We start from the raw sequence: 12694 nt of genomic DNA on the forward strand, positions 1-12694 counted from the left end.
TCAGGGAGAATCTCGTAACATGTTTAAAAAGCTATTTGCACTGGCGACGGCTGCCATGCTGTCGTTCTCGGTTCAGGCCGCCAAGTTCACCGAAGGGGATTACTACAAAGTCCTGGATCTGCCAAAATCCAGCACCCCGATCGTGACGGAGTTTTTCTCGTTTTACTGCCCGCACTGTCACCGGTTTGAACCCGTGATCCAGGCGATGAAGAAAACCCTGCCTGACAATGCCAAACTACAAAAAAGCCACGTCTCTTTCATGGGCGGTGCGATGGGCAAATCCATGAGCAAAGCGTACGCCACGGCAGTCGTGCTGGGTGTCGAGGACAAAATGATCCCGGTGCTGTTCGGCCGCATTCACAGCATGAACAAGCCGCCGCGCAACGATCAGGAGCTGCGTCAGATCTTCATCGATGAAGGCGTGGAAGCCGAAGCGTTCGACGGCGCCTTCAACAGCTTTGCCGTGAACTCTATGGTCAACCGCTTTGACAAAGGCTTCCAGGACAGCGGCCTGACCGGCGTTCCGGCGCTGATCGTCAACAACAAATACCTGGTGCAAACCGGCAAAATTGCCTCGACCGAAGAGTACTTCGAGCTGGTCAATTTCCTGCTGAAAAAGTAAATCCGTTGCCAGCTACGACAAAAGGGCCGCCTGGCCCTTTTTTGTTATCGAAACGCCTACATCGCCTGAGATGTCAGTTGCTTCATCAGCCGATCCATCGCCCGGTAGCCCAGCGCTTCGGCCAGGTGGGCCCGTTCAATCTGAGGGCACCCCGCGAGATCGGCAATCGTCCGGGCGACCTTGATGATGCGGTGATACGCACGGATCGACAAGCCGAGCTGGTGCAAGGCGGTTTCGAGAAAATCGGCATCGGCCCGCGCCAGGGCACAGTAGTGTTCCAGCTCCCGGGTCGACAACAGCGCGTTGACTTTCCCGGCCCGATCCACCATCGCCGCGCGCGCCCGGAACACCCGCTCGCGGATCACCGCCGTCGGATCGCCGCGATCACCGCCTTCAGCCAGCGTGCCGCGGGGCAGGGCGGGGATCTCAATCGACATGTCGAACCGGTCCAGCAAAGGCCCGGACAGTTTGCCCAGATAGCGCAAAATGGCCTGCGGATTGGTGCGGGTTTGGTTCCCTTCGTAGTAACCGGTCGGGCTGGGGTTCAGCGCGCCCACCAGCTGAAAGCGAGCCGGGAAGCGGGTTTTGCTGGTGGCACGAGAAATCACAATTTCACCGGATTCCAACGGCTCGCGCAGCGAGTCGAGCACCTTGCGCTCAAACTCCGGCATTTCATCGAGAAACAAAATCCCGTTATGGGCCAGGGAGATCTCCCCCGGTCGTGGCACCGAGCCACCACCGACCAGAGCCGCCATCGAGCTCGAATGGTGCGGGGTGCGAAAAGGGCGCCGGCGCCAGTTGCCCTCATGCAGGGCCTGCTGAGTCAGGGAGGTCACCGCAGCCGTCTCCAGTGCCTCCTCAATACTCATCGCCGGCAGCAGATCGCACAGCCGCGAGGCCAGCATGGTTTTCCCGGTACCGGGCGGGCCGAGAAACAACAGGTTATGCCCGCCAGCCGCAGCAATTTCCAGCGCCCGTTTGCCCTGTTGCTGGCCGATAATATCCTGCATGTCCCGGCCGGAAACGGGCGTGTTGTCTTCCGAAGGTGGGGTTTGGCGTACCGACAAACTCAGCTGTTGTTGACCACATAACTGACCGCACACCGCCAGCAGATCCGGCGCCGATTTATGGCAGTCGCGGCCCACCAGCGCCACCTGATCGCCATTGCGATCGGGCACCACCAGACAACGCCCGGCCCGTTTGGCGGCCAGGGCAGCCGGCAGTGCGCCCTTGACCGGACGGAGTTGGCCGGATAGCGCCAACTCACCCAAAAATTCATAATCTTGCAGGCTTTGTGTCGGGATTTGACCAGAAGCGGCCAAAATACCCAACGCAATCGGCAGATCAAACCGGCCGCCTTCCTTGGGCAGATCGGCCGGGGCCAGATTCACCGTAATACGCCGGGAAGGGAACTCAAAATTGGCATTCATAATGGCGCTTCGCACCCGATCCCGGGCTTCTTTCACCGTGGTTTCCGGCAACCCGACCAAGGTCAGCGCCGGCATCCCGTTACTGATATGCACTTCCACCGTCACCGGCGGGGCACCGACGCCAACACTGGCGCGGCTGTGAACTATGGCTAACGTCATCCTCATCCATCCTGAGCCGAGCGGCCGTCCCGGCCAATCTCTGGCTGAAATACATGCAAAACTGGGTTCAACGTAGCCTATTTATGCAGGCAGGATGAAAAACAATCTGAAGTTTTTGCTTGTCATGCGAGTCATGTCTGTGTTACCACTACAGACGCACAACAAATGAACAACAAAACTGGACAGACAGTCAATGCCATTGAACGCCAACATCCTCGTACTCATTCTCAACATTATCGTGGTGATTATTACACCGCGAGAGGGGCTGGCAGGCGTAAAATAGCGACAAACACAACACACGCAAGAAGCCCCCGCACCAACCGGTCCGGGGGCTTTTTTTTAACACTTGGAAGTCAAATCATGCTGAACAGGCCATCGGGACCCGTTTCAGCAACTCGCAGGACAGATGAGGAGCTGAAATGACAGGAGCAGAATTAGTAGTCAGCGCGCTACAGCAACAGGGGATATCGACCGTCTTCGGATATCCGGGCGGGGCGATTATGCCGATCTATGACGCGCTGTACGGCAGTGCGATCGAACATGTCCTTTGCCGCCACGAGCAAGGCGCCGCGATGGCCGCCATCGGGATGGCCCGGGCGACCCAGGACGTCGCCGTGTGCATGGCGACCTCCGGTCCCGGCGCCACCAACTTAGTGACCGGCCTGGCCGATGCCTTTCTCGATTCTGTCCCGCTGGTGGCCATCACCGGACAGGTTGCCAGCAGCCATATCGGCACCGATGCCTTCCAGGAAATGGACGTGATCGGGATGTCACTGGCCTGTACCAAGCACAGTTATTTAGTCACCGATATCAACGAACTGGCTCCCACCCTTGCCGAAGCGTTTGAAGTTGCCAAAACCGGTCGTCCCGGCCCGGTCATCGTCGATATCGCCAAAGATGTTCAGCTGGCCCAGGCGCCGGTCACCGACCTGCCCGCGTTTACGCCGCCCGCCATGCCGGTGGCCGACCCGCTGGCCCTGCAACAGGCCCAGGCACTGCTGGCCGAGAGCCAGCGCCCGGTGCTGTATGTTGGTGGCGGCGTTCAGCTGGCCCACGCGACCCATACGGTACGCACCTTTCTGACCATGAACCCGATGCCGGCCGTCAGTACCCTCAAAGGACTGGGCACCATCGATCGCCATCACCCGCATTATCTGGGGATGCTGGGGATGCACGGCACCAAAGCAGCCAACCTGGTGGTGCAAGAAGCCGACCTGCTGATCGTCGTCGGCGCCCGGTTTGATGATCGGGTCACCGGCAAGCTGGAAACCTTCGCGCCCCATGCCAAGGTGATCCACCTGGATATCGATGCTGCCGAGTTCAACAAACTGCGCCATGCCCATGCGGCGTTGCGCGGCGATATCAACACCATCCTGCCGCAACTGGAACTGGCTGGTGATATCGCTCCCTGGCTGACCCACTGCCAGCAACTGCGTACGGAGTTCAAATGGTGCTACGACCATCCGGGCGAGCTGATCTACGCGCCGCTACTGCTCAAGCAACTATCGGACATGATGCCGGACAGCACCATGGTGTCGACCGATGTCGGCCAGCACCAGATGTGGGCCGCCCAGCACATCCAACCGCGGGAGCCGCAGAACTACATCACTTCAGCCGGTCTCGGTACCATGGGCTTCGGCCTGCCGGCGGCGATGGGCGCCAAGCTGGCCCGCCCGGCGGATGAATCGGTGCTGATCTCGGGCGACGGCTCGTTCATGATGAACGTCCAGGAGCTGGGAACCCTGAAGCGCAAGCAAATCCCGGTCAAGATGGTGCTGATCAACAACCAGCGCCTGGGCATGGTCCGCCAATGGCAATCGCTGTTCTTCGACGGCCGCCACAGCGAAACCATCCTCGATGACAACCCGGACTTTGTCATGCTTGCCAACGCATTCGGGATCCCCGGCAAAACCATCACCCGCAAAGCAGAGGTCGAGCCGGCCCTGCGGGAAATGCTGGCCAGCGACACCCCGTACCTGCTGCATGTGCTGATCAGTGAAGAAGAGAACGTCTGGCCCTTAGTTCCGCCCGGCGCTGCCAACCAAGATATGCTGGAGAACACATAATGGACAGATATTTACTCGACATCAAAGCCGATGATAAGCCAGTATTACTAGAGCGCGTCTTACGCGTGATCCGTCACCGCGGTTTTATCATCAAGCAGGTGACGGCGACGCAAAATCAAGAAAGTAAAATTGCCAGTATTGAAATCATCGTCGACAGCGATCGCCCGATCAGCACCCTGATTAACCAAATTGAGAAGTTATGGGATATTCGGACGGTCGAGACCACAAACATTGGATTACAAAATTAAAACATAAGGAAGGTACCCAGAATGGCAAACACAGCAGATTACATTTGGTTCAATGGTGAGCTCGTTCCCTGGCAGGATGCCAAAGTCCATGTCCTGACCCACGCGATGCACTACGGCACCTCCGTCTTTGAAGGGATCCGTTGTTACGATACCCCGCAGGGGCCGGTGGTTTTCCGTCACCGGGAGCACATGCAGCGCCTGAAAGACTCCGCCAAGATTTACCGTTTCCCGATCCCGTATACCGTCGATGAACTAATGGAAGCCTGCCGGGAAACCCTGCGCGAGAACAAGCTGTCTTCCGCCTACATCCGTCCGCTGGGCTATGTGCCGAATGTCGGCCTGGGCGTTTGTCCGCCGGCCGATACCCAAATGGATCTCATCATCGCCGCCTTCTCCTGGGGCGCCTACCTGGGCGAGGAAGCCCTGGCCAGCGGTGTGGATGCGATGATCTCCAGCTGGCACCGCGCCGCACCGAATACCATTCCGACTGCCGCCAAAGCAGGCGGCAACTATCTCTCCTCCCTGCTGGTGGGTGGTGAAGCCCGTCGCCACGGTTATGCCGAAGGGATCGCCCTCAGTGTCGACGGCTACCTGTCCGAAGGGGCCGGGGAGAATATCTTTGTGATCCGCAACGGCGTCCTCTCGACCCCGCCGGCCACCAGCGCGATTCTGCCGGGGATCACTCGTGATGCCATCATGACCCTGGCCACCGAGATGGGCTATGAGATCCGGGAAGAGAACATTGCCCGCGAAGCCCTGTACCTGGCCGATGAAATCTTCATGACCGGGACCGCGGCGGAAATTGTGCCGGTGCGCAGCGTCGATCAAATCACCGTCGGCAGCGGTGCCCGCGGCCCGATCACCGAGCAAATCCAGGCGGCCTTCTTCGGCCTGTTCAACGGCCAGACTGAAGACAAATGGGGCTGGCTGGATCCGGTCTATCCGTCGGAATCGAACCATCAGTAATAGAATCACCTGTCGCTGCCCGGAAATACCCGGGCAGCCGCCCAAAAGGAATTTGAAGTTATGCCAAAGTACCGCTCAGCCACCACCACCCACGGCCGAAATATGGCCGGTGCCCGCGCCCTGTGGCGTGCCACCGGTGTGAAAGATGAAGATTTCGGCAAACCCATCATCGCCGTCGTCAACTCATTTACCCAGTTCGTCCCGGGCCACGTGCACCTGAAAGACTTAGGCCAGCTGGTTGCCCGAGAGATTGAGCAGGCGGGTGGCATCGCCAAAGAATTCAATACCATTGCGGTTGATGATGGGATTGCGATGGGCCATGGCGGTATGCTGTATTCCCTGCCGTCCCGTGAGCTGATTGCTGATTCGGTCGAGTACATGGTCAATGCCCACTGTGCCGATGCCATGGTGTGTATCTCCAACTGCGACAAGATCACCCCGGGGATGCTGATGGCCTCCATGCGGTTGAACATCCCGGTGATCTTCGTCTCCGGCGGCCCGATGGAAGCCGGGAAAACCAAACTCTCCGATCAGATCCTCAAGCTGGATCTGGTCGATGCCATGATCCAGGGCGCGGATCCGACGGTCTCGGACGAACAAAGCGAGCAGATCGAACGATCCGCCTGTCCGACCTGCGGCTCCTGCTCCGGCATGTTCACCGCCAACTCAATGAACTGCCTGACCGAAGCCCTGGGCCTGAGCCAGCCGGGCAACGGCTCACTGCTGGCCACCCATGCCGACCGCAAACAACTGTTCCTCAATGCCGGCAAGCGCATTGTCGAGCTGACCAAACGCTACTACGAGCAGGACGATGCCACGGCCCTGCCACGCAACATCGCCACCAAGCAGGCGTTTGAAAATGCCATGGCGCTGGATATCGCCATGGGCGGTTCGACCAATACCGTGCTCCACCTGCTGGCCGCCGCTCAGGAAGGCGAGGTCGACTTCACCATGACGGACATCGACCGGATGTCCCGCCAGGTGCCGCACCTGTGTAAAGTCGCGCCGTCGACCCAGCAATACCATATGGAAGATGTCCACCGCGCCGGGGGCGTCTACGGCATTCTGGCCGAGCTGGATCGCGCCGGGCTGCTGCACAGCGACTGCCACAATGTGCTGGGCCAGACGTTTGCCGAGACCCTCAAGCAATTCGACATCGTGCAGACCGACTCGGAAGCGGTCAAAAGCTTCTTTCGTGCCGGCCCGGCCGGGATCCGCACCACCCAGGCTTTCTCCCAGGATTGCCGCTGGGATACCCTTGATGACGATCGGGAAAACGGCTGTATCCGCCGCAAAGAGCACGCCTTCAGCCAGGATGGCGGACTAGCCGTCCTGTCCGGCAACATGGCCCTCGATGGCTGCATCGTCAAAACCGCCGGGGTGGACGAGAGCTGCCTCAAGTTTACCGGCCCGGCCATTGTGTTCGAGAGCCAGGAAACCGCGGTCGAAGGGATCCTGGGCGGCAAAGTCAAAGCCGGGGATGTTGTCGTGATCCGCTACGAAGGGCCGAAGGGCGGGCCGGGCATGCAGGAAATGCTGTACCCGACCACCTACCTCAAGTCGATGGGTCTGGGCAAAGCATGCGCCCTGATCACCGACGGCCGTTTCTCCGGCGGCACCAGCGGGCTGTCAATCGGCCACGTCTCTCCGGAAGCAGCCAACGGCGGCACCATCGGCCTGATTGAAAACGGCGACACCATCGCCATTAATATCCCGAGTCGGACCATCGAACTCCAGGTTGACGACGCCACGCTGGCCGCTCGTCGTGCCGAGGCTGATCGCCGGGGCTGGAAACCTTTGGATCGCCAGCGCGACGTCTCCTTTGCCCTACGCGCCTACGCCAACCTGGCCACCAGCGCCGATAAAGGGGCCGTTCGCGACAAGTCCAAACTCGAGGAATAAGGCCGATGAACGAAGCCAAACAAACCGCAGACGCCCCCCTGTTGAGCGGGGCGGACTATCTGCGCGATATCCTGCGCGCCCCGGTTTATGAAGTCGCCCAAGTGACGCCGCTCCAGACTATGCAACGCCTGGGCGCGCGCATTGGCAACCAGGTGCAGCTCAAACGGGAAGATCGCCAGCCGGTCCACTCGTTCAAGCTACGCGGCGCCTATACCATGATGGCCCAGCTGACCGAAGCCCAGCGCCAGGCCGGGGTGATTGCCGCCTCGGCCGGGAACCATGCCCAGGGACTGGCTTTGTCCGGCCGCCAGCTGGACGTCAGCACCGTGATTGTGATGCCGCGAACCACGCCGGATATCAAAGTCGATGCTGTCCGCAGTTTCGGAGGTAACGTCGTGCTGCACGGCAGCAACTTCGATGAAGCCAAAGCCCATGCCGAAGCACTGGCCGCCAAGCACGGCTATACCTTTATCCCGCCGTTTGACCATCCGGCCGTGATTGCCGGGCAGGGTACCATCGGGATCGAGCTGCTGCAGCAAAACGGTCATCTCGATTATGTCTTCGTCCCGGTCGGCGGCGGCGGCCTGGCCGCCGGTATCTCAGTACTGCTCAAACAGCTGTTGCCGGAGATCAAGGTGATCGGGGTCGAGGCCGAGGATTCGGCCTGCCTACGCGCCGCACTGGATGCCGGCGAGCCGGTGACCCTGGATCAGGTCGGGATGTTCGCTGACGGGGTCGCGGTGAAGCGGATCGGTACCGAAACCTTTCGTCTGTGCCAGCAATACCTGGATGACGTGATCACCGTCTCCAGCGATGCCATCTGCGCCGCGGTGAAAGATATCTTTGAAGATACCCGGGCGATTGCCGAGCCTTCCGGGGCGCTGTCCCTGGCCGGCCTGAAAAAATATGCCGACGAGCACCAGCTGCACGATCAGCAACTGGCAGCGATCCTCTCCGGCGCCAACCTCAACTTTCACGGCCTGCGTTATGTCTCCGAGCGGTGTGAGCTGGGGGAAAAACGGGAAGGCCTACTGGCCGTCACGGTCCCGGAGCGCCCCGGCGCCTTCCTGGATTTCTGCCATCTCCTGGGCGGACGGGCCGTAACCGAGTTTAACTACCGCTACAATGACGACACCCTGGCCAATGTATTTGTCGGCGTGCGGTTGATGCAAGGGCAGGAAGAGCTGGACAGCATCATTGCCGACTTGCGCAAGGGGGGATACCCGGTGGTCGATCTCTCCGACGATGAAATGGCCAAAGTGCATGTGCGCTATATGATCGGCGGGCGGCCATCCAAGCCACTTCAGGAGCGGCTCTACAGCTTTGAGTTTCCGGAATACCCGGGGGCGTTGCTCAAGTTCCTCACCACCCTAGGCACTCAGTGGAATATCAGCCTGTTCAACTACCGCAACCATGGTGCCGATTACGGACGGGTACTCTGTGGCTTTGAACTGGCCGAGCATGACCTGCTGTCATTTACCAGCCACTTGCGTGAACTGGGCTACCACTGGAAAGATGAAACCGACAACCCGGCCTACAGGTTCTTCCTGGCACAGTAACGCCTGCCGGGATCGCCTTTGCATACGAACAAGCCGCAGCCTTCGGGCTGCGCTTTGTTCGGACTAGCGATCTTTTTGGGTCAGGGCGCGGGTATACTCCGCCATGAAACCAGCCAGATTAATGCTCTGTTGCAAAATCACGTTGCGGGCCGAGTGGGGCAGGCGACTGAAGTATTGCAATAAGCGATCAATCTCTTCCTTATATTCGCTTTCCAGGATCTCGATCCCCTCGTCACCATAGACAAACCAGGTCAGCGGACGCTCGGTGATCGCGGCGATTTCCGACAACAACCGAACTTTCGGCTCGGTTTTGCCGGTTTCCAGATCCAGGTAGGTCTGGCGGGCCACACGTAGTTGCTGCGCCATGTGAACCTGAGTTAACCCTTTCCATTCCCGCGCTTCCTTAATACGTGCTGCAATTTTCGCTTTGGGATCTGTCATCTCTAACCTCCTGCACAGATTGAATTGAAGACTGCTTGGTGCTAACCCTTTAGTTGCACAACACACGCCAACTTTGTGCACATGAAATTCGGCCAGAAAAATCAAAAGGTTAAAATGGTATCGCCGAGAGAGTTCTTATTTTGAGTCGCAGTTCGTTTACTGCAACGTCGGTTTTTTTCATTTCGCAATAAATGCGTCATTCATGTCTAGCGTAGCTTTTTCTGACTGCCACAACGACAAAAGGCGCCGGAGTCGGCGCCTTTTCTCATTTTTGAGAATCTCAGGAACAGTTATTCAACGGTGACCGCTTTTGCCAGGTTACGCGGCTGATCCACATCCGTCCCTTTGATCAGGGCCACATGGTACGACAACAGCTGCATCGGAATGGTATAGAAGATCGGTGCAATAATGTCATCGACACACGGCATGGTGATGATCTGCATCCCTTCACTGGCTTCAAAGCCCGCGTCGCTATCGGCGAAGACATACAGCAGGCCACCCCGGGCACGCACTTCTTCAATATTCGACTTCAGCTTCTCCAGCAGGTCATTGGTCGGCGCAACAACAATCACCGGCATATCGGCATCGATCAGCGCCAGTGGGCCATGTTTCAGCTCGCCAGCAGCATAGGCTTCGGCGTGGATGTACGAGATCTCTTTCAGCTTCAGCGAGGCTTCCATAGCAATCGGGTAGAACTCACCGCGTCCCAGGAAAAGCGCATGGTGCTTGTCGGCAAAATCTTCGGCCAGTTGCTCAATCGGCTTGTCGAACGCCAGGGCTTTCTCAATTTGCGTCGGCAGGGCATGCAGCGAATCTACGATCTGCTTCTCTTTGGCCGCATCAATCAGGCCTTTCTCTTTCCCCAGCGCGGTCACAAACATCAGCAGAGTCACCAACTGGGTAGTAAACGCTTTGGTTGATGCCACGCCAATTTCGGTGCCCGCACGCGTCATGAATGCTAGATCGGATTCGCGCACCAGGGAGGAGCCGGCCACGTTACAGATCGTCATCGCTGACATGTAGCCTTTCTCTTTTGCCAGGCGCAGAGCGGCGAGGGTATCGGCGGTTTCACCCGACTGCGACAGGGTGATCAGCAGGCTGTTCGGACGGGTCACGAACTTACGATAGCGGAACTCAGAGGCAATTTCGACATCACAGCTCACCCCAGTCAGCGCTTCAAACCAGTACCGGGCAACCATGCCGGCGTTGTAGGAAGTTCCGCAGGCCACAATCTGGATGTGCTCAACTTTTTCCAGGATGGCTTTTGCACCGTTGCCGATACTCTCGACGATCACCGAGTCGCTGCTGATACGGCCTTCCATGGTATTGATCAACGCGCTTGGCTGCTCGTAGATCTCTTTTTGCATGTAGTGACGGTACTGGCCTTTGTCTGCTGCATCATGCTGCAAGTTCGACTCGTGCACTTCACGGGTCACCGGCTGACCTTGGGTATCAAAGATGTTCACTTCACGGCGGGTGATCTCCGCCACGTCGCCTTCTTCCAGGAAGATGAAGCGGCGAGTGACATTGAGCAGGGCCAGCTGATCCGAAGCCAGGAAGTTTTCCCCGACGCCCAGACCAATCACCAGCGGGCTGCCGGAACGCGCAACAACCACACGCTCCGGATCACGACGGTCCATCACCACCGTGCCGTACGCTCCTTCCAGCTGGGCCACCGTTTTCTGGACCGCTTCCAGAAGCGTATCGGCAGAGCGCAGCTCCCACTCTACCAGGTGAGCAATCACTTCGGTATCGGTCTGCGACAGGAACTCATAGCCCCGGGCCACCAGCATGTCACGCAACGCTTCATGGTTTTCGATGATCCCGTTGTGAACCAAAGCAATGTGCTCACCGGACATGTGCGGGTGGGCGTTGATTTCAGACGGCTCGCCGTGCGTCGCCCAGCGAGTGTGGGCAATCCCGGTGCCGCCAACCGGCGCTGCACGGTCAACGGCATCCGCCAGTTCCTGAACCTTGCCCAGACGACGGATGCGCGCCAGGTTCCCCTCGCGATCAACGACCGCCACCCCGGCAGAGTCATACCCGCGGTATTCCAGGCGACGCAGGCCTTCTACCAGAATTTCAGCCACATCGCGTTGCGCGACCGCGCCAACAATCCCACACATGCTTTCTCTCCTCAGATCTGAATTCGTTTTAAACTTGGTCTTCCGACGCGCAGATCACCTGCACGCCATGATGTTCTATCTCTTGCCGGGCCTGCTCACTCAGGCCACGGTCGGTGATCAGCGTACTGATGCTGTCCCAGGGCAGTTCCAGGTTCGGTATTTTTCGCCCGACCTTGCTGGACTCCACCATCACCACCACTTCACGCGACACTTCCGCCATCACCCGGCTCAGGCCAATCAGTTCATTAAACGTGGTGGTGCCCCGTGCGGTATCAATACCGTCCGCGCCGATAAACAGCTGATCGAAGTCATAAGAGCGCAACACGGTCTCGGCCACCTGGCCCTGAAAGGCTTCTGAATGGGGATCCCAGGTGCCGCCGGTCATCAACAGGGTCGGCTCGTTTTCCAGTTCATTGAGCGCATTGGCGACATTGAGCGAGTTGGTCATCACGATCAGTCCCTGCTTGTCACCCAGCAGGCTGATCAGCCCGGCGGTGGTGCTGCCGCTGTCGATGATAATCCGGTTATGGTCCCGGATCCGCGCGGCGGCTGCTTTGGCAATCGCTAACTTTCGAACCGAAACAAACTCTTCAACCTCGGTCACCATTTCGGACGGCATGGCAATCGCGCCCCCATAGCGGCGCAGCAGCAGCCCGTTTTTTTCCAGGGCGGCCAAATCCTTGCGAATGGTCACTTCGGAGGTGGTAAAAAATTTGGCGAGCTCATCAACGCTGACCTCGCTCTTCTCATTCACCATGGTGACAATCGCGTGGCGACGTTGCTGTGTGTTTCGTTTCGACATAAATTACGAAGTGATAGTTATAAGTTTCGATTTGAAAGAAATGGTAGCAGAACAAAACTTTTGTGATCAAGATTGTGCAATTAATTTTTTATTAAAAAGAAGCAGGGTGGGAGCGTGGTTCCGTGCAGGCAATAAAAAAGGCAAGGGGAGCGCCCTTGCCTTCTTCGTATGACCCATGAGGTTATTTCTGTTTCACCGGACGTTTCCAGCCTTTAATGGTCCGGGCTGGCGCGCGAGTAATGACTAACTCACCCTCACCGATATCTCGGTTGATGGTCGCACCGGCGCCCACAGTTGCCCCTTTGGCAATCTTAACCGGCGCAATCAGCTGCGTATCGGAGCCGATAAACACATCATCGGCAATTTCAGTTTT

Annotated in this window: 10 protein-coding genes and 1 pseudogene; 6 read left to right on the forward strand and 5 right to left on the reverse strand. The window is 58.3% G+C overall.

The window, feature by feature from the left end; genetic code table 11:
* The first annotated feature begins 19 nt into the window (after positions 1-19).
* Positions 20-622, forward strand: coding sequence for a DsbA family protein (locus VV869_RS22740; protein ID WP_337737227.1), 603 nt, complete (start codon positions 20-22; stop codon positions 620-622).
* A 56-nt stretch (positions 623-678) separates the two neighbouring features.
* On the opposite strand, the gene VV869_RS22745 is transcribed toward VV869_RS22740, so the two are convergent.
* Positions 679-2211: a YifB family Mg chelatase-like AAA ATPase gene (locus tag VV869_RS22745; protein WP_337737228.1), complete on the reverse strand. Its 1533-nt coding sequence runs from the start codon at positions 2209-2211 to the stop codon at positions 679-681.
* Positions 2212-2630: 419 nt separating this feature from the next.
* Between VV869_RS22745 and ilvG the strand changes: the two genes are divergently transcribed.
* From ilvG to ilvA, 5 genes are read left to right on the forward strand one after another with little or no spacing between them, the layout of a single operon-like run.
* Positions 2631-4277, forward strand: coding sequence for an acetolactate synthase 2 catalytic subunit (ilvG, locus tag VV869_RS22750; protein WP_337737230.1), 1647 nt, complete (start codon positions 2631-2633; stop codon positions 4275-4277).
* Positions 4277-4525 carry an acetolactate synthase 2 small subunit gene (ilvM, locus tag VV869_RS22755; protein ID WP_261601325.1) on the forward strand — a complete coding sequence of 83 codons (249 nt, stop codon included), beginning with the start codon at positions 4277-4279 and terminating at the stop codon, positions 4523-4525. The genes ilvG and ilvM overlap by 1 nt, the downstream gene beginning before the upstream one ends.
* Positions 4526-4546: 21 nt before the next feature.
* The gene (locus VV869_RS22760) at positions 4547-5491 is read left to right on the forward strand and encodes a branched-chain amino acid transaminase (protein ID WP_337737231.1); all 945 of its coding nucleotides are present in this window, start codon (positions 4547-4549) and stop codon (positions 5489-5491) included.
* A gap of 60 nt (positions 5492-5551) precedes the next feature.
* Positions 5552-7393 (forward strand): dihydroxy-acid dehydratase, encoded by a 1842-nt coding sequence (gene ilvD / locus VV869_RS22765; RefSeq protein ID WP_337737232.1) that lies wholly within the window; start codon positions 5552-5554, stop codon positions 7391-7393.
* Positions 7394-7398: 5 nt separating this feature from the next.
* Positions 7399-8952, forward strand: coding sequence for a threonine ammonia-lyase, biosynthetic (gene ilvA / locus VV869_RS22770; RefSeq protein ID WP_337737233.1), 1554 nt, complete (start codon positions 7399-7401; stop codon positions 8950-8952).
* Between the two features lie 63 nt (positions 8953-9015).
* On the opposite strand, the gene VV869_RS22775 is transcribed toward ilvA, so the two are convergent.
* The 4 genes and pseudogenes from VV869_RS22775 to glmU all read right to left on the reverse strand — a co-directional run.
* Positions 9016-9393 carry a helix-turn-helix transcriptional regulator gene (locus tag VV869_RS22775; protein WP_255388978.1) on the reverse strand — a complete coding sequence of 126 codons (378 nt, stop codon included), beginning with the start codon at positions 9391-9393 and terminating at the stop codon, positions 9016-9018.
* A 290-nt stretch (positions 9394-9683) separates the two neighbouring features.
* The gene (gene glmS, locus VV869_RS22780; RefSeq protein ID WP_337737234.1) at positions 9684-11519 is read right to left on the reverse strand and encodes a glutamine--fructose-6-phosphate transaminase (isomerizing); all 1836 of its coding nucleotides are present in this window, start codon (positions 11517-11519) and stop codon (positions 9684-9686) included.
* A 28-nt stretch (positions 11520-11547) separates the two neighbouring features.
* On the reverse strand, positions 11548-12321 hold the full coding sequence (locus VV869_RS22785; protein ID WP_337737235.1) for a DeoR/GlpR family DNA-binding transcription regulator: 774 nt from the start codon (positions 12319-12321) through the stop codon (positions 11548-11550).
* A 181-nt stretch (positions 12322-12502) separates the two neighbouring features.
* Positions 12503-12694: pseudogene (glmU, locus tag VV869_RS22790) on the reverse strand (bifunctional UDP-N-acetylglucosamine diphosphorylase/glucosamine-1-phosphate N-acetyltransferase GlmU); the annotation flags it as partial.

Source organism: Photobacterium sp. MCCC 1A19761, assembly GCF_037389125.1.
Classification (GTDB): domain Bacteria; phylum Pseudomonadota; class Gammaproteobacteria; order Enterobacterales; family Vibrionaceae; genus Photobacterium.

Bases quoted from the DNA above. Each gene is read 5' to 3' on its own strand.
- VV869_RS22740 (WP_337737227.1), top strand. From the start codon at position 20: ATGTTTAAAAAGCTATTTGCACTGGCGACGGCTGCCATGCTGTCGTTC.
- VV869_RS22745 (WP_337737228.1), bottom strand. From the start codon at position 2,211: ATGACGTTAGCCATAGTTCACAGCCGCGCCAGTGTTGGCGTCGGTGCC.
- ilvG (WP_337737230.1), top strand. From the start codon at position 2,631: ATGACAGGAGCAGAATTAGTAGTCAGCGCGCTACAGCAACAGGGGATA.
- ilvM (WP_261601325.1), top strand. From the start codon at position 4,277: ATGGACAGATATTTACTCGACATCAAAGCCGATGATAAGCCAGTATTA.
- VV869_RS22760 (WP_337737231.1), top strand. From the start codon at position 4,547: ATGGCAAACACAGCAGATTACATTTGGTTCAATGGTGAGCTCGTTCCC.
- ilvD (WP_337737232.1), top strand. From the start codon at position 5,552: ATGCCAAAGTACCGCTCAGCCACCACCACCCACGGCCGAAATATGGCC.
- ilvA (WP_337737233.1), top strand. From the start codon at position 7,399: ATGAACGAAGCCAAACAAACCGCAGACGCCCCCCTGTTGAGCGGGGCG.
- VV869_RS22775 (WP_255388978.1), bottom strand. From the start codon at position 9,393: ATGACAGATCCCAAAGCGAAAATTGCAGCACGTATTAAGGAAGCGCGG.
- glmS (WP_337737234.1), bottom strand. From the start codon at position 11,519: ATGTGTGGGATTGTTGGCGCGGTCGCGCAACGCGATGTGGCTGAAATT.
- VV869_RS22785 (WP_337737235.1), bottom strand. From the start codon at position 12,321: ATGTCGAAACGAAACACACAGCAACGTCGCCACGCGATTGTCACCATG.